Raw genomic sequence first — 21997 nt, 5'->3', positions numbered from 1 at the left:
CTACGCTTAGCCGGGCTACGACTGGTGCGCTCCATTTATGCCGGATGGCGGCATACATGCCTTATCCGGCCTACGTTCCTTCCTGCGGGCTCCCCCTGTAGGCCCGGCAAGCGCAGCGCCGCCGGGCAGGACACTTCAAGCTCCATACCTGCGGTTGTGCCGGATGGCGGCATAAATGCCTTATCCGGCCTACGTTTCTGAGGAGGCGTGCGGGATACCCTCCCCAGGCCCGCGCAAGCGCAGCGCCGCCGGGCAGGACACTTCAAGCTCCATACCTGTGGTTGTGCCGGATGGCCGCATCAATGCCTTATCCGGCCTACGTTCCTGAGGAGGCCTGCGGGATCCCCCCAGGCCCGGCAGGCGCAGCGCCGCCGGGCGGTCTGGCGCCAGCCCCGCATGACGACATCCACTCTTTATCTCTGACACAAACGACGGGCGATGCGCTCCAGCTTCATCATCAACAGCAGCGTGACGCCCACCAGCACGATGGTCAGCGCCGAGCCATCGGCGATATTACCGCGATCGGTCAGGCTGAAAATGGTCACCGGCAGGGTGGTCCAGCCCGGCGGATAGATCATCACCGTCGCTCCCAACTCCCCCATCGACAGCGATAAACTCAGCGCCAGCGCCGAGATCATCCATGGCGTCATCAGCGGCAGCGTCACATGGCGCAGGCGGTACCACGGGGAAGCGCCCAGGCTGGAGGCGACGTTTTCAATATCAGCGGAAATTCGCGCCAGCCCGGTGGTCACGTTGCTGAAGGTAAAGGCCGAGATCAGCACGAAATGCGCCGCCAGGACGATAAAGAAGGTGCCATTCATCTGCAGCGGCCCCTGGCTGAAGGCCACCAGAATGCCCAGTCCCACGGAAACCGAGGGGATGGCGCTGGGCAGATAAAACATCAACCCAAGATATTTCTGCAGCTTCGCGCCAGTCTGGCGCAGCGCCAGCGCCGCCCACATCCCGCATAGCAGCGCCAGCAGGCTGGCGCAGAAGCCCACCACCAGGCTGGAAAACAGCGAATCCCACGCCGCGCCGCGAAAAGCGTTAACAAAGTGGGCAAAGGTAAAGCCGGTGGGCAGCAGGCCGTTCCACTGCTGGCTCAGGCTGGAGAGCAAAATCACCGCCAGCGGCAGCAGGAAGATGCCGGCAAAGAGCGTCACCGCCAGCGCGCCCGCCGCCGCGCGGCCTTTACGCGACCAAATCAACATCGTTAACTCCTTACGCCAGTGCGCGCCGCCGCCAGCCGATAGAGCATAAACAGCCCCAGCGACAGCAGAATATTCATCAGCGCGATCATGCAGGCCACGCTGTAATCCGACTCCAGAATCGCCTTGCTGTAGACCATCATCGGCAGGGTATTGACCCCTTTGGCGCCGATAAACAGCACGATACCGAACTCGTTAGTGGTCAACAGCAGGCACAGGCTGCCCCCCGCCATCAGCGCCGGCAGCGCCGCCGGGAAGATAACCTGGGTCATCACCCGCAGCGGGTGAGCGCCAAGAATACTCGCCGCTTCCAGCTGACTCTTATCGATCTGCCGCAGTCCGGCCATCAACGGGCGCATCACCAGCGGCGTAAAGACGGTGATCTCCGCCAGGATCACGCCGTTAATCGAATAGAGGAAGTCCACCGGCGGCAGTTCAAAGGCGAACAGCGCCATCAGGGCGCCGTTGAGCAGCCCCGCCGATCCGTAAATAAAGGTGAACGCGAGAGTGATAAGGAAGGTCGGCAGCGCAATAAAAGTATCGATCACCCGGCAAATCAGCTGGCTGCCGGGGAACGGAATAAAAACCAGAATCAGCGCCAAAACGCTGCCGAGCACCAGGCAGCCAAGGGTAGCGAACACCGCAATCTGTAAGGTATTGAGCAGCGCGCCAATAAAGCGTTTTGAGTCAATCACCTGCCAGAAGGTTTCGAGGCTCAGTTTGCCGCTGGCGTCGCGCAGCGCCTGTTCGGCGATCAGCAACAGCGGATAGAAAAACAGCGTCGCCAGCACCAATAGCGGCAACGCCAGCCACAGGTAAGGGCGCAGGTTTCGCGCCGGGCGCGTAAGGATTAAGGTTTGCGCCATCATTGCTCCTCGATCAGAACCGCATCGCCAGGTTCGAAGTAGAGCGCCAGCTTGTCGCCCGCGCGCGGCAGGGGGTTGACGTGAGTCATGACGATCCGCACCGCTTCGCCCGCGACGTCGCACAGCAGATGCGTCAGATCGCCCTGCCAGTGTACCGAAGTCAGGGTGGCGTTGAGGCGATTACTGGTTGCCGATCGCGGCGCCAGGCTCATATGCTGCGGGCGAATGCATAACAGCTTGTTGTTGCCATGCAGCCCGCCCCGGCTGAAGGCGTTAACCAGGCCGCCGCCGCAGCTCACGTTAACCAGACCCGGCTGAAGACTATCGGTCAGCGCCGTCGCCTGCAGGATATTGGCGCGGCCGAGGAATTCAGCGCTAAAGCGGTTCGGCGGATAGTGGTACAGCTCGTGCGTTTCGCCATGGGCGATCAGCGACCCGTCTTTCATAATGCCGATTTTATCCGCCAGAGTGAGCGCTTCGGTCTGATCGTGGGTGACGTAGAGGATGGTCAGCTCCGGCAGTTCGCGGTGCAGACGGGCAATCTCTTCCACCATGTTATGACGAATTTGCGCATCCAGCGCCGACAGCGGTTCATCAAGCAACAACACCCGAGGACGCACGGCAATGGCGCGGGCTATCGCGACGCGCTGCTGCTGGCCGCCGGAAAGCTGATGCGGATAGCGGGTGGCGTAGTCCGCCATACCAACGATTTTTAAGGCTTCAGTCACCCGCCCGGCGATCAGCGCCCTGGGCTGCTTTTGCGCCCGCAGGCCGAAGGCGACGTTGTCTTCCACCTTCATATGGGGAAACAGCGCGTAGTTCTGCACCACCATCGCCAGCCCGCGCTGGTAAGGCGGCAGGTGGGTGACGTCCGTATCGCCGATCAGGATCCGCCCGCCAGCCGGTTGCACAAATCCGGCAATCGCCCGCAGCACGGTGGTTTTCCCGGAACCGGAAGGGCCAATCAGCGCCAGCACCTCACCGGGTTCAATGGTCAATGACAGCGGTTTTAAGACCACGTTGCCGTGGTAGGAAACGCGCAGCGAGTCCAGGGTGATCCCGGAAGTCCCCGCCAGCGACGGGGAAGGCGTGACGGTCGTTTTCATTAACATCAGGCTTACTCGCTATCGGTCACTTTATGCCAGCGGGCGATATCCGCCGAGAGAGAAAGCGCAACGTCGTCCCAGTTGGGTTCCCAGCGCTTCACGCCGTCGAGCGCCGCCTGCGCCGCCTTAAAGTTAGCGTCATCCGGCGCCACGTCATTGCGTACCGGTAAGCCCCAGGAGCGCGCGCTGACGCTGGATTGCGCCGGTTTATCCAGCAGGAAATTAATCAGCTTTTTGCCGTTTTCGCTGTTCGGCCCGTTCTGCACCAGCCCGATGGTGTAGGGCAGCGCCAGCGCGCTGCGCTCGCCGTTATCATCCGCCGGCCAGAAAATTTTAACGTTCGGGTTACGCGCCATCTGCGACAGGTTCATCTGCAGATCGCCGTTGGCGACGTACAGCTCGCCTTTGTTGACCAGCGCCGTCAGCTTGCCGGTGGAGGCCGATGGGCCGACGTTATTGGCCTGGAGCTTGCCAAGATAGGCAAAGCCAGCGTCTTTACCGCCAAGGCTGTGGAAGGCCTGCAGCATCACCGCGGTGCCGTCCCCCGCCTGGCCCGGCGTGGAATACTGGAGCTTATTCTTAAAGCGGCTATCCAGCAGATCCTGCCAGCTGGCCGGCGCGGTTTTCAGCAACTGACCGTTATAGATGAAGGTCAGATAGTTGTTCACCAGCGGCGAATAGCGGTCGTTGGCGCCAGGGATCTGCGCGCTGCCCTGTGGAGTAAAGGTGGCCAGCAGCTGCTCTTTCGCGGCGCGCTGGATAAACGGCGGCACCGTGACCAGTACGTCGGCCTGCGGATTGGTGCGCTCCTTCGCCAGACGCTCGACAATCGCGCCGGAGCCGCCTTCCACATACTGCACTTTGATGCCCGTCGCTTTGGTGAAGGCGTCGAACTGGCTCTGATACCAGCTGTTATCGCCGTCATGCAGGCCGTCGGCGGAGTATACCGTGACGACGCCGTCCGCCCAAACCGGGGAGCTGGTCAGCGCGAACAGGGACAGCAGGGCAAGTCGGGAGAGTTTCATCGTGTTAGCCTCATCGCAGTTAGTTATTCTGGTGTAGACCAGATTTTCCTTCACGCTACCGGGGGTTTATGACAAAACGATGAAAGAAGTGTGTCGAAAGAGTTAAAACGAGGGGGAGGCATAGCCCCGGTTAACGCTGACGCCACCGGGGACACAGGAAGGATTAATGCAATAAAATCAATGGGTATCGACTTCGATCCGCAGGCTGTCATGCCGCCAGTATTCGATATCGTAGTCAAGAATACGCCCGTGCTGATCGTAATTCAGCCTGCGCAGCAGCAGCGCCGGGCGCCCCTCCATCACCCCCAACGCCGCTGCGGCCTGCGGCGGCATGGAGGTGGGATAAAACGACAAATGCATACTGGTATAGATCAGGTCGTACTGGCTCTGATAAATCTCGGTCAGACTGCCGTTGAGATCGTGGCGCAGCAGCTCCGGCACCCGGGCCGGCAGGCAGTGGTTTTCGCAATAGCACACCGGACGCCCGTCGGCATAGCGCAGGCGGGTCAGCAGGTAGACCTGATCGAAAGGCTGCAGCGCCAGCGGCGCCATCACATCCAGCGGCACGGCGGATAACCGGCCATCAAGCAGCACCGTTTTCGGCTCACGTCCCTGCTCGAGACACAGCTTGTGGAAGTTGGTGTTCTGCGTCGGATCCAGCCACAGCCGCTCCGGCGTCACAAACCAGCCGCGGCGGTCGGCGCGGTAGATCACGCCGCTGGCCTCCAGCTGCGCCAGGCTCTCGCGCACGGTGATACGGGTCGTGTTGAACAACGCGCACAGCTCGCGCTCGGAAGGCAATTTATCGCCGCTTTTGAGGGCGCCGTTTTGAATACGCGCCTGGAGCTGCGCCTTAATCATCAGGTATTGCGGCATCTCGCCAGAGGGTGATTTCATGTTTACTCGCTGCCACTTTTGGTGCGCTCATTATACATAGCCAGATGAATTTTTTGTTGCAGCGCCACATTTCCTTTGACCCTGCCCCGGCTTTGTCTCCATGATAAACACCAATCTGGTATAGACCAAATGGTGAGACAAATGACTTCACGAAACTACCTGCTGCTGACCCCCGGCCCGTTAACCACCTCCCGCACGGTGAAAGAGGCGATGTTATTCGATAGCTGCACCTGGGATGATGATTACAATCTCGGCGTGGTACAGACCATTCGTCAGCAGCTGGTGCAGCTGGCCACCCCGGCCGCCGGGTATACGGCGGTGCTGCTGCAGGGCAGCGGCAGCTACGCGGTCGAAGCGGTGCTCGGCAGCGTCATCGGCGAACAGGGCAAAGTGCTGATCGTCAGCAATGGCGCCTATGGCGCGCGCATGATTGAGATGGCACAGCGGATGGGTATCGCCTTCCACCCTTACGACTGCGGCGAAGTCGCCCGCCCGGACGCCGCGGCGATCGCGCGGATCCTGCGGGATGACCCGGCGATCACCCATATCGCGATGGTGCATAGCGAAACCACCACCGGGATGCTCAACCCGATTGAAGAGGTGGCCGCGCTGGCGAAAGAGTATGGCAAACGCTATATCGTCGATGCGATGAGCAGCTTCGGCGGCATTCCGCTGGATATCGCCGCGCTGAATATTGACTACCTGATAAGCTCTGCCAACAAGTGCATTCAGGGCGTGCCGGGCTTCGCCTTCGTCATCGCCCGCGAATCGGAGCTGGCCGCCTGCAAAGGCCGCTCGCGCTCGCTGTCGCTGGATCTTTACGCCCAGTGGCGCTGTATGGAGGATAACCACGGCAAGTGGCGCTTCACCTCGCCGACCCATACCGTGCTGGCCTTCGCCCAGGCGCTGAAAGAGCTGGCCCAGGAGGGCGGCGTCAGCGCCCGCCATCAGCGCTATACCCGCAATCAGCGCCGACTGGTAGCCGGAATGCGCGCGCTCGGCTTCCGGCCGCTGCTCGACGACAGCCTGCACTCGCCGATCATTACCGCCTTTTATTCACCGGATGCGCCGCAGTATCGCTTTCACACCTTCTACCAGAAGCTGAAAGATCAGGGCTTCGTGATCTATCCGGGCAAAGTGTCGCAAAGCGATTGCTTCCGCATCGGCAACATCGGCGAAGTCTACGACGCCGACATCACCGCCCTGCTGGCGGCCATCGACAACGCCATGTACTGGAAACAATAAGGAACCGCCATGAACCGTATCACCGCACTCATTCTCGACTGGGCCGGCACCACCGTGGACTTCGGCTCCTTCGCGCCGACGCAAATTTTCGTCGAGGCCTTTCGCCAGGCCTTCGATATTGAGATCACCCTTGAAGAGGCCCGCGTGCCGATGGGGCTTGGCAAATGGCAGCACATTGAGGCGCTGGGCAAACTGCCGTCGGTCGACAGCCGCTGGCAGGCGAAATTTGGCCGGGCGATGACGGCCGCTGATATCGATGCGATCTATGCCGCGTTTATGCCGCTGCAAATCGCTAAGGTTGTCGATTTTTCCGCTCCGATCGCCGGCGTTGTCGACACCCTCGCCGCGCTGCGCGCCGACGGACTGAAGATCGGCTCCTGCTCGGGCTATCCGCGCCCGGTGATGGAAAAACTGGTTCCAGCCGCCGCCGCCCAGGGCTATGCCCCGGACCACTGGGTCGCTACCGATGACCTTGCCGCCGGCGGGCGTCCCGGGCCGTGGATGGCGCTGCAGAACGTGATTGCCCTGGGCATAGACGATGTGGCCCACTGCGTGAAGGTCGACGACGCCGCGCCGGGCATCAGCGAAGGGTTACATGCCGGGATGTGGAGCGTCGGCCTGGCGGTGTCGGGAAATGAATTTGGCGCCACCTGGGAGGCGTATCAGGCGATGTCGAAAGAGGAAATCGCCACCCGTCGCGAGCGGGCGGCAGGCAAGCTGTATGCCGCCGGGGCGCATTATGTGGTTGATACCCTGGCGGACCTGCCGGAAGTGATTGCCGACATCAACGCCCGGCTGGCAAAAGGCGAGCGGCCTTAAGCGGGTGAATTCACCTTCACTTTGGTCGCCACCAGCAGGCCGGTAAACAGCATCAATACCCCGGACAACAACAGCGGCGACAGCAGGCCTAAATGGTCAAGCGCAATGCCGCCGACCGCGGCCCCGCAGGTGTTGGCCAGCTGGATCACCGCCACCTGAATCGACCCGGCTTTTTCCGCCTGATCGGAGAGGGAACGGGTGATCCACGTTGACCACCCCACCGGGATCAAGGCGAACGCGAAGCCCCAGATGATCGCCACCGTCGAGGCGACGATTTTGCTTTCCCCCCACAGCACCAGCGCCGCCGCGCAGGCGGTCAGCACCAGCGGCGCAATCGCCAGCGCCGCTTTCACCGAGCGCTTGAGCAGCACCGAGGAAAGCGACGTGCCGATGAAGCTGGCGATACCAAAGCTCAGCAGCACCAGCGTCAGGCCATCGACATCAAACCCGGCGAGGGTCATGTACACCGGGCGAATATAGGTAAAGAAGGCGAACTGTCCGGCAAAAGCCATGAAAATGGCGCACATGCCGGCCATCACCCCCGGCCGCTTCAGCAGGCCAAACATTTTTTGCTGCTGAGCCGCCGATTCACCCGGCAGCGACGGCAGCGCTTTCAGCACCCAGATCGTACACAGCACGCCCATCACCGCCGCGCCGTTAAATACGTTGCGCCAGCCAATAAGCCCGCCAAGAAAACTGCCCAACGGGGCGGCGATCACCAGCGCGATGGATACCGCGCCGAAGATAATCGACAGCGCTTTCGGCACCACGCGCATCGGCACCAGACGCATGGTCAGCGAGGCTGACATCGCCCAGAAACCGCCGAGCGCCAGCCCCAGACAGGCGCGTCCCAGCAGCAGCAGGGTGAAGCTATCGGCAAAGGACACCAACAGGCAGGAAAGGGTCAGCAGCAGCGAAAAGAGGATCACCACGTAGCGGCGATCGGTTTTGCCAATAACGGAGGTGATAAACAGGCTGGAAAACATCGCGACGAACGCCGTCGTCGTCACCGACTGCCCGGCCATCCCTTCGGAGATGCCTAAATCCAGCGCCATCGGCGTCAGCAGACTGACCGGTAGAAATTCGACGGTAATCAGGCAGGCGACGCAGAAAGCAACCGCGAAAACTGCCGACCAGTTTGGTCGCGCGAGCTCGCGTGCGTGGGTTTTGGCTTCATTTGAATGATTCATGAGTGACCTGCGAAGAAAATGGCGGAAAGCTGCGCAGTGTAACATTTTGTTTGTGACGCATTTAACGTTTTCGCAACTCTTCTCGCTTTTCATAAGAGGATGCGTAGCTGCTCGCATGTTTAAAAAAACGATGCTTGCTATCGCCTTAACAAATCTCAGGAGAATTTAATGTAGCACTATGTGCTATACTTTTAACGACAGGATGTCAGCAATGCGTATCTTTAAAACCAAATGGTTCGCCAGAGAGGCTAGCTCTCATGGCATTTCCGACGACAAGCTCTATCAGGCAATTCAATCTGCGCTTCAGGGCAAAGTGGTTGATTTAGGAGGAGGGGTTTATAAAAAGCGACTCAACAAGAATCGCGATCGCGCAATCATCCTTACCAAAAGCGCAGGGTATTGGTTTTATACCTTTCTATATGCCAAACAGGATATGGCCAATATCAACCATCGCGAATTAATGGGGTTTCGTGAGTTAGCAAAACACTATGCCAATCTCTCTGAAGAGAAAACGACGGCCTTAGTTAAAAGTAAAGAATTGGTGGAGATTTGCGATGACAGCAAAAAATAAATACAAAAGCCCGGCTTTCGAAGCGATCCATAGCGCTGCGTCGGGGCTATTCAGCGTTGGCGCAATCCCACAGGAAACAATGCGCCATTTTGATGAATCATGTCTCGGTAGCGTAGCCGCACTTCAACCCATTGAAATTAAAGCGCTACGTGAACAACTCAATGTTAGCCAACCCGTGTTCGCTCGTTATCTGAATACCAGTGTGTCTACCGTGCAAAAATGGGAGACTGGCGCTAAACGACCGAGCGGAATGTCATTAAAATTGCTTAGCGTCGTACAAAAACACGGCCTGAAAATCCTACTGTAGTTATTCTGCCGGATGGCGCTTACGCTTATCCGGCCTACAAGGAACGTAAGGGAGATATGGTTTTGAACCACAGGCCGGATAACAATGATATCAGTGCAACCAGTGCACGCCGTCTTCCGGGAGAAACAGGTCGTTATAGCGCTGCTGAAGGTTATGCAAATCGCTCACATCCGGATCCAGCTCGCGCAGAAACCCTTGCGCCAGACGGATTTGCGCGTCGGTGATCGGCGCCGCTAAACGCGCTTTTTGCATCAGGCGATACCAGTAATGTAGGTTTTTTTCGCTGGCGTCGACAATCGCAACCTGCCAGATCAGCAGCACCTGCGCGGCATTCTGCAGATGCGCTTCATTCGGCCGTTCCAGGTAACGCAAATACTCATTGCCGGCGGTTTTACCCAGCTGATCGATCATCGATTCCAGCGGGACGGGCGTAATGCCAAGGCGTTCGCTCAGGCGGCGGATCGCGCGGCGTGAATCAGAGGTAAGCACCCGAAATCCCACAACAAACACCACTACCAGGGTGGCCAGTCCTATCCAGATCATGCATCCTCTCATCCAATCGCAGCCTGACTATCATAATGGGAATTTGCCTGCTGTCGACTGCCGGACCTGGCATAATGCGCAAGAAATAAAAAAGCCCGGCGCGAAGGCCGGGCAAGGTTACCCAATACCTGGTGAATCAGGCGGTCTGCAAAATACGGTTCTTTTTCTCGCGGCGAATTTTACGCTCTTCGAAGATAGCCACGATGGCCATCAGGCAGATACAGCCGATGGCGGCGGCGTCCAGCGCCGCAAAGGTGCCGGCCCAGCCGGTGAGACCGAAGACCGGCGTGCCGTCGGCGATCATCCCGAGGCCCAGCTTGGCGAAGCTATCGCCGATCAGATAGGCGAAAGTGCCCTTGATCCCATCGGCGGCGCCGATCGCTTTTTTCGGTACGAAACCGACGGCGGCGACGCCGATCAGCAGCTGCGGACCAAACACCAGGAAGCCCAGCGCAAACAGCGAGGCCAGGTAGACGTACTGGTTGCTGGCATGTTGATAAACGCCGAGGGTGGCGATAATCAGCGCCAGCGCGATGCAGGCCACCAGCGCGCGGCGGCCGTTGGCCAGGTCCGACAGCCAGCCCCACAGCAGCGTGCCAACCAGGGCGCCGACTTCAAACAGGGTAAAGCCCTGAATCGCCACTTCTTTAGACAGCTTCAGCTCCTGGAAGGCATACACGGTGGACCACTGATCGATACCAATACGCACCACGTAGAGGAAGATGTTGGAGAAGCACAGCAGCCAGATCACTTTGTTTTTCAGCACGTACTCAACAAAGATCTGCCACTTGGTCATCGCGTTTTCTTCGGTCTCTTTATCCTCTTCGCTGATCGCTTCGCCAAACAGCTCTTCCGCCGTGCCGAGGCCATAGGATTCCGGGGAGTCGCTACCATAGCGCAGGCCAATAAAGCCGACGATTAACGCAATAATCGACGGGAAGATAAACATGCCGATCACGTGGCCGTCGAACAGGTAGTTGGCGCCAAACAGCGCCACGCCCGCCGCGCCGGCGCCGCCGAGGTTGTGAGAGATATTCCAGAAGCCGAGGAAGGTGCCGCGCTTACGGCGAGGCGTCCATTTGGTGATGGTGGAATAACTGCACGAGCCGCCGGTGCTCTGGAAAAAGCCGCTCAGCGCATAGAAGGCGATCATCAGGAACAGGCTGGTGGAACCCGCGCCCATGCTGGCGCTAAAGCCCAGCATGCAGATGGCGGAGAGGATCAACATAAACGGCAGGAACTGCTTGGTGTTTTTGCCATCGGCATAGTAGGAAACCAGGGTTTTCCCTACGCCGTAGGTAATGGAGAAGCCCAGGCCAATCATCCCCAGCTGCGTCATGCTCAACCCGTAAGTGGAGATCATGTCGTTCTGCGCAATATTAAAGTTCTTGCGGATCAGATACATGGTCAGGTAGCCGATGAAGACCACCAGATAGGACTGCATGAAAGGTTTGAACCACATTTTGCGCCGCACGTCGAGCGGCAGATCCAGGGTCGGCTTACGAACCTGATTCAGAAAGGCCAGCATGGGTATCTCCTGAGCTGATTTTTTATGCCTGCGTCATAGCCAGGCATTGTAAAAATCAGCGCGCCGTCTGGCCTGAGACGGCGTCCAGGTGAAACCGGGAAAATTTCCTAGTTTTGCCCCATTCGCGGCGAAAGAGTGAGATGCATCACGCTTCACTGGCCGCGCGCGGCGCCTGGGCGTTTAAGAACGGCAGCAGCAGCAGCGCGGAAATGCCGGCGGCAATCGCGATCGCCACGAAGAATCCGGTCCAGTGCCAGATATCCATTACCTGCGCCAGCGGCCAGCCGGAAAGCGACGCGCCAAGATACGCGAACAGGCCGACAAACCCGGTGGCCGCCCCGGCGGCCTCTTTATGCGAACACTCCGCCGCCGCCATGCCGATCAGCATCTGCGGGCCGAAGACGAAGAAACCGGTGGTGAAGAAGCAGGCCGCCTGCATCACGTAGCTGGCGAACGGCATCAGCCACAGGCCGCCAACCGACAGCAAAATTCCGGCGGCGAAGATCAGGTTCATCGGCCCGCGATTGCCGTTAAACAGCTTATCCGAGCCCCACCCCGCCACCAGCGCGCCGATAAATCCGCCCAGCTCGAACATGGTCACCGCCGAGTTAGCGGTCACCAGATCGACGCCAAGCGTCTCCGACATATACAGATTGCCCCAGTCGTTAATCGCCGCCCGCACCACGTACACCAGCACATAGCACAGCGACAGCAGCCAGATATAGGGGTTGGCCAGCACGTAGCGGGTGAGGATCTCTTTACGCGTCAGTCCGGCGCCCTCCTGCTGCTGGGCAATCTCCAGCGCATCGTGACGCCAGTCGCCGACGGCGGGTAGCCCCACTGCCTGCGGACGATCGCGCAGCCGCCAGCACAGATATAATCCGGCGAGGATCGCCAGGCCGCCGGCGATGGTCATCCCCGCGCGCCAGCCGTAATGTAGCGCCGCCGCTCCCACCACCATCGGGATCAGCGCGCCGCCCACGTTATGCGCCGTATTCCACAGCGCCCACCAGCCGCCGCGTTCGGTGCGTGAATACCAGGCCGTCAGCAGCCGGGCGCAGACCGGCGAGCCCCACCCCTGAAAGAAGGCGTTCAGTGCCCACAGCAGGGCGAAGGCCCACAGTGAGGAAGAAAAACCGAACAGAATATTCACCACCCCGGTGGCGATAAGCCCCAGTCCCATAAAATAGCGGGCGTCGGAGCGGTCGCTGACGATACCGGAGAAAAATTTCGACAGTCCGTAGGTAATGTAGAACAGCGTGGCCAGCAGACCGATATCGCTGCGGGTCAGCACGTTGCTGGCGAGAATATCAGGAACCGCGGCGTTAAAGCTTTTGCGGGTGAAATAGAACAGCGCGTAGCCCAGCCAGATGGTCAACAGGATATGGCGACGCCAGTAGCGATAACGCGCATCAAGCTCGCGTTTATCGCTAATCGGCGCGGCGTCCGGCGGGGCTTTTAAAAAGGCGAACATCGGCGATCCTCTCAGGCGTAACGCAGCGGTAGATTGACGCACACCCGGGTACCGTGGGTGCAGGAGATCGTCAGCGTGCCCCCCAGGGCGGTCACGCGCTCGCGCATGCCGGTCAGACCGAACCCCTGCGCGCTGGAGCCCGGCGGCAGGCCGCAGCCGTCATCCTCCAGCACCAGCATCAGTCGCTCCTCCTGCTGCCAGCCCTGCAGGGTTACGGCGCTGGCGCTGGCATGCTTGACGATATTGTTCAGTCCCTCCTGGCAGACGCGGAACAGGGTCACGCGCTGGTTTTCACTCAGCCCCACCTCGTTAATCCGCCAGTCGAGATGGCTGACGATGCCGCGGTCCTCCAGCTCCATTTCGCGCATCAGAGAACGTACCGCCTGCTCCAGCGGCAGGTCGTCAAGCTGGCGCGGACGAAGACGGCCCAGCAGGCGACGCACCGAGTCATACACCCCTAGCGACAGGTGTTCAATCAATTGGCCGCTCTGGCGAACGCTGGCGTTGTCCGGCGCCAGCCGCTGGACGATCCCCGCCTGGGTGCGTATTGCCGTGATGGTCTGCCCGATATCATCGTGGAGCTCGCGGGCAACGTCGCGGCGCACGCTCTCTTCAGTCTCCAGCAGACGATCCGCCAGCCGCCGATTGCGCGCCAGCTCGCTCTGTAGCGACTGGTTCAGCTCGCGCAATCGCTGGATCCCCGCCCCCAGCAGTAGCCCGGTGAGGCTCTGCGCCAGCAGCGAAAGCAGGAGATCGACGGGGTGATCGTGCCAGGTCTGGCTGGCAATCAGGGCGATCGCGTTCATCAGCGTAGCGATCAGCGCTCCCTGCCAGCCGTAGTGCCAGGCCAGAGCGATAATCGGCAGCGCGAGGCAAAACGGGGTAAAGCGGGAGAGCTCGGCGGGCAGCCCAAGCTGCAGCCACAGGCTTATGGTGAATAACAGCAGATACCAGATCAGATGCCGCCCGCGCCAGTTTACCGGCTGCGCCACCAGCGACGGCCCCAGCGGCCGCCAGACGGTGCTGGTGAGGTAGTGCCAGAACACCAGACAGGTCGGCGCCAGGGTCAGGCCGCCGGTGAGCGTCAACAGCAGGGCGTTAAGCCCCTCGTCCCCCTCCGCCAGCCATGGCAGCGATTGCAGCAGCGCGGCGGCCATTAACGCCCCGCCCTGACGCAGAAGCGTCAGCCAGTCGCGCTGCTGGCGATATCGCGAGATCAGCGCCACCGGCAGGAGGGTCAGCAGGCTTCCGGTCATCAATATTATCGGATGCGCCAGCGCCACTTCCTGCGTCAGCCAGAAGATCAGCAGCCACTCGCTTCCCAGCAGCACCGGCCAGTAGCCGCGCGGGCACTGGAGCATCAGCCCCAGCCGCAGGCCGAAGGGGAACAGCAGCACCGCCAGATCGGCGCGCTCCACCAGATGCAGGCTGATGCTCCACAGACAAAACCAGGCGGCGGCGAAGATAAAGGCGCAGCCGATCACCGACAGCAGGCGCGGGAGTAAGGTCTTCATTGCCAGCTGTCAAACATGCGGCGCGCCAGCTCGACGTCATTGCTGACGCCCAGCTTTTCCAGCAGGTTGGCGCGGTGAACGTGGACGGTTTTCGGCGACAGCCCGAGCTCAGCGGCGATCTCTTTTACCGCCATGCCCTGCGCCAGCATTTCCGCCACCTGACGTTCGCGTTTGGTGAGCGGATCCTGGCGCCCGGCGGCCAGCTTCATGGCGATATCCGGCGTGAGATAGCAGCCGCCCGCCGCCACCGTGCGCACCGCGGCGATAAGTTCGTCCGGGCTGCAGCGTTTCGACAGAAAGCCGCGCGCGCCGGCGTTGAGCGCCTGCTCGACCAGCGCCGGGCTGTCGTGCACCGACAGCATGATGGTCGCCATCCCCTTCGGCAGCTGGCTGAGCAGCTCCAGCCCGGAAATATCCGGCATCGAGATATCGCAGATACAGACCTGAACGCCGCGCCCCGGCAACCCCGCCAGCGCCTCGCGGCCGCTGCCAAATTCGGCGACAACCTGAAAATCAGTTTCCAGCCCCAGCAGCTGAGCAAAGCCGGAGCGGACAATCAAATGATCGTCAATAAGGGCGATGGTGGTCATGATAGGGTCCTGGTGCCTGAGGCGACAAAGCGCTGTGTCCGTAGGCCGGATTAGCGCAGCGCCATCCGGTAAAGGCGCCTACCTTAACCATAAGCACCTTACCGTTCAAGCCTTGCGCGATTTACTCGAAGAACACCGCAATTTTGTTAAACATGGTGGGATCGGACTGGTTACGCGCCACTTTGGTGACATCTTCCAGCTTTTCAATCTGGCTAATCATCTGCCCGAGACGCTGATCGTCGTTCACCAGCAGCCAGATGCGGCTGTGTTCGCTGCCCTGAATCGGTAGACAGAGAATACCTTCGACGTTAAACGCGCGGCGGGCAAAAAGCCCGCAGACGTGGGTCATGACGCCGGGGTGGTTGCGGACGGTGAGTTCCAGGATGACGTTATCACAGTGTTTTTGCATGGCTTACTCCCCCACCATTTCAGTATTAGCCGCACCCGGCGGTACCATCGGATACACTTTCTGCTGCGCGTCGATGCGCACGTGGATCAGCGCCGGCCCCGGACGGTCGATGATCGCCTGCAGCGCCGCCTGCGGATCGGCTTCGTTATTTAAATCACAGGTTTGCAGGCCAAAACCGGCGGCAATCTGCATAAAGTTAATCATCCCCGGATAGGTGGCGGCAAAAACCCCCTGCTGATAGAACAGGCTCTGCTGCTGATGCACCAGCCCCAGCGCTTCGTTGTTCAGCAGGATAATTTTTACATCCAGCTGATTTTCAGCGGCGGTGGCCATCTCCTGAATATTCATCATCAGGCTGCCGTCGCCGGAGAAGCAGATAACCTTGCGCTGCGGATTCGCCAGCGCCGCGCCGATCGCCGCCGGCAGGCCGAAGCCCATGGTGCCAAGACCGCCGGAGGTCAGCCACTGCCGCGGACGGTTGAGCGGGTAGGCCTGCGCCGTCCACATCTGGTGCTGGCCTACGTCGGTGGTGATGATCGCTTCATCATCCACGCAGGCGGCCACGGCGTTAATCAGGCCATAATGGGAGAGCGGGTCGCTTTCCTGCGGGATGGCGCAGGGGAATTCGCGCTGCAAGTCGGCCACCAGCTGGCGCCACTCCTCGCGCGGCTGCGCCTCAACCTGCGGATTCAGCTGGGCTAAGACTTCCGCCACATCGCCCTGAATCGCCACGTGCGGTTGCTTAATTTTGCCCAGCTCGGCGCGGTCGATATCGACGTGGATAATCTTCGCGTTCGGGCAGAACTGCTCGGTCTTGCCAATCGCCCGGTCATCAAAACGCGCGCCTAAAACAATCAGTAAATCCGCTTCCTGCAGAATGAAGTTGGTGCTGCGCGCGCCATGCATGCCCAGCATCCCCAGCGACAGCGGGTGCGCCTTCGGCAGCATGCCCAGCGCCATCAGGGTCATGGTGGTCGGCAGGTTGGCTTTTTCCGCCAGCTCACGGATCTCCTGCGGCGCGTTAATCACCCCGCCGCCCAGATAGAGCACCGGACGCTTCGCCGCGTTGATCATCGCCGCCGCTTCGCGCACGCTTTCGGGGGCGAATGCCGGCGCTGCGGCGCGCTCGCCCGGCTCCGGCAGCGTTTCCAGCTCAATGGTCGCCGACTGTACGTCCTTAGGAATGTCTATCCACACCGGCCCGGGACGCCCGGACTGAGCAATACGGAAGGCGTCGCTGATCACCTGCGGCAGCTCGGCGATGTCGCGCACCAGATAGTTATGTTTGGTGATGGGGATAGAGATGCCGTAGGTGTCCACTTCCTGGAAGGCGTCGGTGCCGATCATCGATGCCGGCACCTGGCCGGTGATGCAGACCAGCGGAATCGAATCCAGGCGGGCATCGGCGATCGCCGTCACCAGGTTCGTCGCCCCCGGGCCGCTGCAGGCCATACAGACCGCCGGTTTGCCTTCGGTACGCGCCATCCCCTGGGCGATAAAGCCCGCGCCCTGCTCGTGGCGCGCCAGGATGTGGCGGATCTGCGTGCTCTGGCTTAAGGCATCGTAGATAGGCAGGATGGAGCCGCCCGGAATGCCGCTAACCATAGTGATACCCTGGCGTTCCAGTAAATGAACAACCAGCTGCGCGCCGGTAAAGCGCATTGTGTTTGATGTGGTGCCCGAACTTGCCATGCTCCAGTCCTTTTCTTCTGGGCCGACTTTACCGGGGGGCTCGCCAACAAAAAACCCCGCTCGGTTTGCGCCGGCGGGGTTTGGAATTCGTGTTGTTCCGGACCCTACGGCGCATTGCCGACGACGACCACCACAGACACGACGACCACCGCGGCTGGCGCGGTTTTTAGTAGGGTCGAAGCGATCAGGGTTGCGTTCATTAGGGACCTGTTGTGTCGAAAAATAAGCTGAATTTATACAAACACAGGTTTTACGTTTTCACAATGGATTTATTTTCATCCACGAAAATTTGCGCGAAAGATCACAGTTCGGCGCAGAAGGGCAGAAAACAAAAAACCCCGCCGGAGCGAGGTTTTTATCAGCATGGTTACAGGTGGTAGCCGCAAGCACACTGTATTACGTCAACGCCAAAAGTATACGCGATCGCTGCAGTTCGCGCAATTTAAGGTCGGTTTTTCTCTGTCATAGAGTATGGGATAGCGCGGCGGATTTGTCCAAAAAATACTGTTCATCCATACAGTATTTATCTATACTGGGTGTGTTCACGGTGTGCCATTCGGGGGCCGCAAGTTTGACCGGCGCAACGAAGTCCTGGCTGAAACGGGTGGTGCCGTCAGTGCCTTAACCCCGAGAGAGCACACTGTGTTACGTCAACAACGTGCAGTTACTGGCCCGCGCGGCAACGCGTGGTTCAGCGCTGCGCACCCCTGTCGTTGCAGGCGGCGGGCCGGGAAGCCGTCCACGGAAGGAGCCACCACAGGCCAGGGCGACGCCGCCGGCGACAGGCAGGGATAAGCTGACAACGGGCAGCGGAAAGGTACGTCAGCTTATTGTGCTCCTTAACCACAGGAGACGCGCGTATGGGCGGAATGGATATTATTATTTTAATCCTGAAACTCATGGTTGCTGTGTTGCAACTACTTGATGCAGTCCTGAAACAGTTCCGCTGATTCAGGTTCAAGTCGCACCTGAGGGGGGCGGGAAACCGCCCCCCTGCAGGCGCCCGCCGGGCGCCCCGGGATGACTTGATGGAGGAAGCTATGCCACCCCTGTTAATTGCCGCCACGACGCCGGATGCCCCGGGGTTCGCGGCGCTGCGCACCGAAAGCCTTGAACAGCATTTCAATATGCTGCGCCGCCTGGCGGAAAACTGGCAGAGCGGCAAAAACCGCTTTACCGCGCCGGGCGAAACGCTGCTGGGCGCCTTCGTGAATCACCAGCTGGTTGGGGTATGCGGCATCAATAGCGATCCCTTCAGCCCCCAGCCGCGGGCCGGGCGTATTCGCCACCTCTACATCAGCGAGCGCTACCGCCGCCGGGGGATCGGCCAGCAGCTGCTGGTCTCGGTTATCACCCACTCCAGCGCCTGGTTCGATTTTCTCAACACCCACGCTCCGGCGCAGGCCTGGCCCTTTTATGAAAGACTTGGCTTTCGCCCGGTGTACGATGAACCGCGGGTGACGCATCGCCTGTTTTGTTCGCTGTAGCCCCGCTGGCTGGCAGCGCGGGCGCGTGTTACAGTCCGGTGACCTTCACTGTTGAACCTGTCTGCGATGACCCTCACCGTATTCTGCATTTTGCTGTTCGCCGCCCTGCTGCACGCCAGCTGGAACGCTATTGTCAAAGCCAGCGGCGATAAAATGTACGCGGCGATCGGCGTCAGCGGCTCGGCCGCGCTGCTCGCCCTGGTGATGCTGCCTTTTGCCCCGCAGCCCACGCTGGCCAGCGCCCCCTATCTGCTGGCGTCGTGCGCGTTACAGGTGGTGTATACGGTGCTGGTGGCGAAGACCTATCAGGTGTCGGATATGAGCCAGACCTATCCGCTGATGCGGGGGACTGCCCCGTTGCTGGTGGCGGCGATAAGCGTGCTGTTTCTCGGCGATCGTTTGTCGCCGCTGGCCTGGCTGGGCATCGGCGTCATCTGCCTGGCCATTCTGGCGATGGCCTTTAACGGCCGCGCCAGCTCCCGCAAAGGCATCGTGCTGGCGCTGATCAACGCCTGCTTTATCGCCGGCTATACGCTGGTGGATGGCACCGGCGTCCGGCTGGCGGGCTCGGCGCTGGGCTACACCCTGTGGACCTTTTTTATGAACGGCTTCTGCCTGCTAAGCTGGGCAATGATGACCCGCCGCGCTGAAGCCAGCCGCTATCTACGCCTGCACTGGCGAATAGGTATCCTCGGCGGGATCGGCACCATGGGCTCCTACGGCCTGGCGCTGTGGGCGATGACCCAGGCGCCGCTGGCGGTGGTCGCCGCGCTGCGTGAAACCTCCATTTTGTTCGGCGCGCTGATCGCGTTTATCGTCCTGAAAGAGCAACTGATGCCGCTGCGCATCGCCGCCGCCTGCGGGATTGCCGCCGGGGCGATCCTCCTGCGCCTCGCGTAGCCTGAAATGGCAACATTAGTTGCCGTTCCTGTTTACATAATCTGCCTGGAATTCCCTCAACAATCGGCACTTTGCAGTTGTTATGTCATTTTTATATGGTAGATTCCTCCATCGTTTACGGGGTGTGCCAGTCACATATTCTTCATTTTTATTTACTCACAAAGTATTCATCGACATGAAACGGCATAAAAACTTCAATTTGTTGTTGATGCTGGTACTGCTGGTGGCCGTCGGCCAGATGGCGCAGACCATCTATATTCCGGCCATCGCCGACATGGCGGTCGCGCTGAACGTCCGCGAAGGGGCGGTACAAAGCGTAATGGCGGCCTACCTGCTGACCTACGGTATTTCACAGCTGTTTTACGGCCCGCTCTCCGACCGCGTGGGTCGCCGCCCGGTGATCCTCGTCGGGATGTCGATTTTTATGCTGGCGACGCTGGTAGCCATTACCACCCATAGCCTGCCGGTGCTGATCGCCGCCAGCGCCATGCAGGGGATGGGCACCGGCGTCGGCGGCGTGATGGCGCGCACCCTGCCCCGCGATCTGTACGAAGGCGCCCAGCTGCGTCATGCCAATAGCCTGTTAAATATGGGCATTCTGGTCAGCCCGCTAATTGCCCCGCTGCTCGGCGGCATCCTCGACACCCTGTGGAACTGGCGCGCCTGTTACGCCTTCCTGCTGGTGCTGTGCGCGGGGGTGACCTTTAGCATGGCGAAATGGATGCCGGAAACGCGCCCGGAGGGCGCGCCGCGCACCAAACTTCTGGCCAGCTACAAAACGCTGTTCGGCACCGGCGCCTTTAACTGTTACCTGCTCATGCTGATCGGCGGCCTGGCGGGAATTGCGGTATTCGAAGCCTGTTCCGGCGTACTGATGGGCGCGGTGCTCGGCCTGAGCAGCATGGCGGTGAGTATTCTGTTTATTCTGCCGATCCCGGCCGCCTTCTTCGGCGCCTGGTTTGCCGGCCGGCCGAACAAGCGTTTCCCGACCCTGATGTGGCAATCGGTTATCTGCTGCCTGCTGGCGGGTCTGATGATGTGGATCCCGGGGCTGCTGGGCGTTATGACCGTCTGGACCCTGCTGGTGCCGGCGGCGCTGTTCTTCTTTGGCGCCGGCATGCTGTTCCCGCTGGCCACCAGCGGCGCGATGGAGCCATTCCCGTTCCTCGCCGGTACCGCCGGGGCGCTGGTTGGCGGCTTGCAGAATATCGGTTCCGGCGTGCTGGCATGGCTGTCAGCAATGATGCCGCAAACCGGTCAGGGCAGTCTCGGGCTGCTGATGATGCTGATGGGCCTGTTGATTCTGCTGTGCTGGCTGCCGCTGGCCTCGCGCTTTACCCATCATCAGCAGCCGGTATAAGTGCGGCGGCCGCTCCCCGGATAGCGGCTGACGCCTTACCCGGCCTACCGTTCTGTCGTCTGTAGGCCCGCGCAAGCGCAGCGCCGCCGGGCGGTTATCAGGCGCCGTACCGTTATGTTGCCGGGTGGCGGCTCACGCCTTACCCGGCCTGTCCAACATCACAGAGGGGTAGCCCGGCTCATTTTCAGGTCAGACTATGTAGCCACTCGATAAAGGCGTCGATTTTCGGCCACTGGCGACCCGGCAGGGTGGTCACATAGTAGTGCTGGTGGCATTTCAGCGTCATATCGCCAAACGGGGCGATCAACTCCCCGCTCTCCAGCCGCTTCTGCACCAGCCGCTTACGCCCCATTGCCACCCCGAGGTGGTTCATCGCCGCGATCGCCGCTAAATCGGAACGATCGAAGCCAATGCCCGACGATGGCGGCAGGTCCACCGCAAACTGCTGCGCCCAGCTATACCACTCATCGGTGCCGGAATCGTTGCTCCATGCCTGGCGGTCGTGGAGCAAGGTACAGTGGCGCAGATTGCCCGGATTCGACATTAACTGCCGCTGGTGCGCGTAATTCGGCGTACATACCGGCACGATCGCCTCATCCATCAGAAAATGGTGGCTCAACTGCGACGACGGCGCATCATCAAAATAGATCGCCAGATCGATGCCCGTCCGCTGCAGGTTAACGTTCTCGTTGCCGGTCAGCACGGTGAGGGAGATGGCCGGGTAACGGCGGGTAAAGTCTCCCAGAGCCGGCACCAGCCAGCACTGGGCGATAGAGGGCCGCGAGTAGACCGTCAGACTGCCGGAGAGCTCCTGGTTTTTGATGTCGAGGATCTCCTGATTGAGGCCATCCAGCGACGACTTCAGCGCCCAGTAGACCCGCTTACCTTCACGCGTCAGCTCAACTTTACGATGCGAGCGGACAAAGAGCAGGATCCCCAGCTCCGCTTCCAGCTGATTAATCCGGTGGCTGACGGCGCCAGGCGTGAGCGCCAGCTCGTCGGCGGCCAGGGCAAACGACTCGTGCCGCGCCGCTACTTCAAAGGTCGACAGCCTGGAAAGCTGCCAGCCGTTCAGCAGCCGGGTACCTATGTTTTTTAGCACATCCATCACGCGCTCCTGGCTAATACAGTGGCTGTTGATGATAAAAAAATCACGCCGGTTTTGCCGCTAAAGGGTGAATTAATTTGACCCACAGCATGTTTAATGGTCTGTTTTTGAGCCAAATCACCGACTTGATTCAATTCTCCTCACCTTAAAGCCCATTT

The 21997-nt window shown here is 60.3% G+C and carries 24 protein-coding genes; 9 read left to right on the top strand and 15 right to left on the bottom strand.

Annotation, left to right across the window (positions count from 1 at the left end):
• Positions 1 to 413 precede the first annotated feature (413 nt).
• From phnV to phnR, 5 genes are all read right to left on the bottom strand, one after another.
• On the bottom strand, positions 414 to 1211 hold the full coding sequence (gene phnV / locus QLG03_RS18710; RefSeq protein WP_023291426.1) for a 2-aminoethylphosphonate ABC transport system, membrane component PhnV: 798 nt from the start codon (positions 1209 to 1211) through the stop codon (positions 414 to 416).
• A 2-nt stretch (positions 1212 to 1213) separates the two neighbouring features.
• A complete protein-coding gene (phnU, locus tag QLG03_RS18705) occupies positions 1214 to 2074 on the bottom strand; it encodes a 2-aminoethylphosphonate ABC transporter permease subunit (protein WP_044525080.1) in 861 nt (286 codons plus the stop codon).
• The gene (phnT, locus tag QLG03_RS18700) at positions 2074 to 3186 is read right to left on the bottom strand and encodes a 2-aminoethylphosphonate ABC transport system ATP-binding subunit PhnT (protein ID WP_032454410.1); all 1113 of its coding nucleotides are present in this window, start codon (positions 3184 to 3186) and stop codon (positions 2074 to 2076) included. The genes phnU and phnT overlap by 1 nt, the downstream gene beginning before the upstream one ends.
• 5 nt (positions 3187 to 3191) lie before the next feature.
• Entirely contained in the window at positions 3192 to 4205 is a 1014-nt protein-coding gene (gene phnS / locus QLG03_RS18695; RefSeq protein WP_023291429.1) for a 2-aminoethylphosphonate ABC transporter substrate-binding protein, read from the bottom strand.
• Positions 4206 to 4382: 177 nt separating this feature from the next.
• On the bottom strand, positions 4383 to 5102 hold the full coding sequence (phnR, locus tag QLG03_RS18690; protein ID WP_023291430.1) for a phosphonate utilization transcriptional regulator PhnR: 720 nt from the start codon (positions 5100 to 5102) through the stop codon (positions 4383 to 4385).
• Between the two features lie 141 nt (positions 5103 to 5243).
• On the opposite strand from phnR, the gene phnW reads away from it, so the two are divergent.
• Positions 5244 to 6347, top strand: coding sequence for a 2-aminoethylphosphonate--pyruvate transaminase (gene phnW, locus QLG03_RS18685; protein WP_044525082.1), 1104 nt, complete (start codon positions 5244 to 5246; stop codon positions 6345 to 6347).
• Between the two features lie 9 nt (positions 6348 to 6356).
• Positions 6357 to 7166 carry a phosphonoacetaldehyde hydrolase gene (phnX, locus tag QLG03_RS18680; RefSeq protein ID WP_117129481.1) on the top strand — a complete coding sequence of 270 codons (810 nt, stop codon included), beginning with the start codon at positions 6357 to 6359 and terminating at the stop codon, positions 7164 to 7166.
• Here phnX and nepI read toward each other — a convergent pair.
• Positions 7163 to 8356 (bottom strand): purine ribonucleoside efflux pump NepI, encoded by a 1194-nt coding sequence (gene nepI, locus QLG03_RS18675; RefSeq protein WP_147734125.1) that lies wholly within the window; start codon positions 8354 to 8356, stop codon positions 7163 to 7165. The genes phnX and nepI overlap by 4 nt on opposite strands.
• Before the next feature lie 211 nt (positions 8357 to 8567).
• On the opposite strand from nepI, the gene QLG03_RS18670 reads away from it, so the two are divergent.
• Both QLG03_RS18670 and QLG03_RS18665 read left to right on the top strand, forming a co-directional pair.
• Entirely contained in the window at positions 8568 to 8927 is a 360-nt protein-coding gene (locus QLG03_RS18670; RefSeq protein WP_255989694.1) for a type II toxin-antitoxin system RelE/ParE family toxin, read from the top strand.
• On the top strand, positions 8911 to 9234 hold the full coding sequence (locus QLG03_RS18665) for a DNA-binding transcriptional regulator (RefSeq protein ID WP_004173862.1): 324 nt from the start codon (positions 8911 to 8913) through the stop codon (positions 9232 to 9234). Before QLG03_RS18670 ends, QLG03_RS18665 begins: the two co-directional genes overlap by 17 nt.
• A gap of 90 nt (positions 9235 to 9324) precedes the next feature.
• Here the strand turns inward: QLG03_RS18665 and QLG03_RS18660 are convergent, their stop codons facing one another.
• From QLG03_RS18660 to ivbL, 8 genes are all read right to left on the bottom strand, one after another.
• Positions 9325 to 9777 carry a DUF1198 family protein gene (locus QLG03_RS18660; RefSeq protein ID WP_004901545.1) on the bottom strand — a complete coding sequence of 151 codons (453 nt, stop codon included), beginning with the start codon at positions 9775 to 9777 and terminating at the stop codon, positions 9325 to 9327.
• A gap of 136 nt (positions 9778 to 9913) precedes the next feature.
• Positions 9914 to 11305, bottom strand: coding sequence for a hexose-6-phosphate:phosphate antiporter (gene uhpT / locus QLG03_RS18655; RefSeq protein WP_004202242.1), 1392 nt, complete (start codon positions 11303 to 11305; stop codon positions 9914 to 9916).
• A gap of 145 nt (positions 11306 to 11450) precedes the next feature.
• Positions 11451 to 12779 carry an MFS transporter gene (locus QLG03_RS18650; protein ID WP_017899678.1) on the bottom strand — a complete coding sequence of 443 codons (1329 nt, stop codon included), beginning with the start codon at positions 12777 to 12779 and terminating at the stop codon, positions 11451 to 11453.
• 11 nt (positions 12780 to 12790) lie between these two features.
• Entirely contained in the window at positions 12791 to 14272 is a 1482-nt protein-coding gene (gene uhpB / locus QLG03_RS18645; RefSeq protein WP_072414111.1) for a signal transduction histidine-protein kinase/phosphatase UhpB, read from the bottom strand.
• Between the two features lie 17 nt (positions 14273 to 14289).
• A complete protein-coding gene (gene uhpA, locus QLG03_RS18640) occupies positions 14290 to 14883 on the bottom strand; it encodes a transcriptional regulator UhpA (protein WP_152841941.1) in 594 nt (197 codons plus the stop codon).
• Positions 14884 to 15004: 121 nt separating this feature from the next.
• Entirely contained in the window at positions 15005 to 15292 is a 288-nt protein-coding gene (ilvN, locus tag QLG03_RS18635; protein WP_017899675.1) for an acetolactate synthase small subunit, read from the bottom strand.
• A gap of 3 nt (positions 15293 to 15295) precedes the next feature.
• Entirely contained in the window at positions 15296 to 16984 is a 1689-nt protein-coding gene (gene ilvB / locus QLG03_RS18630) for an acetolactate synthase large subunit (RefSeq protein ID WP_023291439.1), read from the bottom strand.
• Positions 16985 to 17088: 104 nt separating this feature from the next.
• The gene (ivbL, locus tag QLG03_RS18625; protein WP_002923286.1) at positions 17089 to 17184 is read right to left on the bottom strand and encodes an ilvB operon leader peptide IvbL; all 96 of its coding nucleotides are present in this window, start codon (positions 17182 to 17184) and stop codon (positions 17089 to 17091) included.
• Between the two features lie 12 nt (positions 17185 to 17196).
• On the opposite strand from ivbL, the gene QLG03_RS18620 reads away from it, so the two are divergent.
• The 5 genes from QLG03_RS18620 to emrD all read left to right on the top strand — a co-directional run bounded on the left by QLG03_RS18620 (position 17197) and on the right by emrD (position 20731).
• Complete coding sequence (locus tag QLG03_RS18620; protein ID WP_014343455.1) at positions 17197 to 17364, top strand: hypothetical protein; 168 nt, start codon at positions 17197 to 17199, stop codon at positions 17362 to 17364.
• Positions 17365 to 17814: 450 nt separating this feature from the next.
• Positions 17815 to 17934 carry a type I toxin-antitoxin system toxin TisB gene (gene tisB / locus QLG03_RS18615; protein WP_004145059.1) on the top strand — a complete coding sequence of 40 codons (120 nt, stop codon included), beginning with the start codon at positions 17815 to 17817 and terminating at the stop codon, positions 17932 to 17934.
• 90 nt (positions 17935 to 18024) lie between these two features.
• Positions 18025 to 18471, top strand: coding sequence for a GNAT family N-acetyltransferase (locus QLG03_RS18610; RefSeq protein ID WP_004202251.1), 447 nt, complete (start codon positions 18025 to 18027; stop codon positions 18469 to 18471).
• A gap of 66 nt (positions 18472 to 18537) precedes the next feature.
• Positions 18538 to 19371 carry a DMT family transporter gene (locus QLG03_RS18605; RefSeq protein ID WP_072414108.1) on the top strand — a complete coding sequence of 278 codons (834 nt, stop codon included), beginning with the start codon at positions 18538 to 18540 and terminating at the stop codon, positions 19369 to 19371.
• Between the two features lie 175 nt (positions 19372 to 19546).
• A complete protein-coding gene (gene emrD, locus QLG03_RS18600) occupies positions 19547 to 20731 on the top strand; it encodes a multidrug efflux MFS transporter EmrD (protein ID WP_023291441.1) in 1185 nt (394 codons plus the stop codon).
• A 184-nt stretch (positions 20732 to 20915) separates the two neighbouring features.
• Here emrD and dsdC read toward each other — a convergent pair whose 3' ends face one another.
• Positions 20916 to 21839 carry a DNA-binding transcriptional regulator DsdC gene (dsdC, locus tag QLG03_RS18595; protein WP_044525088.1) on the bottom strand — a complete coding sequence of 308 codons (924 nt, stop codon included), beginning with the start codon at positions 21837 to 21839 and terminating at the stop codon, positions 20916 to 20918.
• Positions 21840 to 21997: the final 158 nt, after the last annotated feature.

It is taken from the genome of Klebsiella sp. V115_8, assembly GCF_029967715.1.
In the GTDB taxonomy this organism is placed as follows: Bacteria; Pseudomonadota; Gammaproteobacteria; order Enterobacterales; family Enterobacteriaceae; genus Klebsiella; species Klebsiella quasipneumoniae.
Note: the sequence above shows the minus strand (reverse complement) of the source record. Positions and strands in the feature narration are given on the sequence as shown.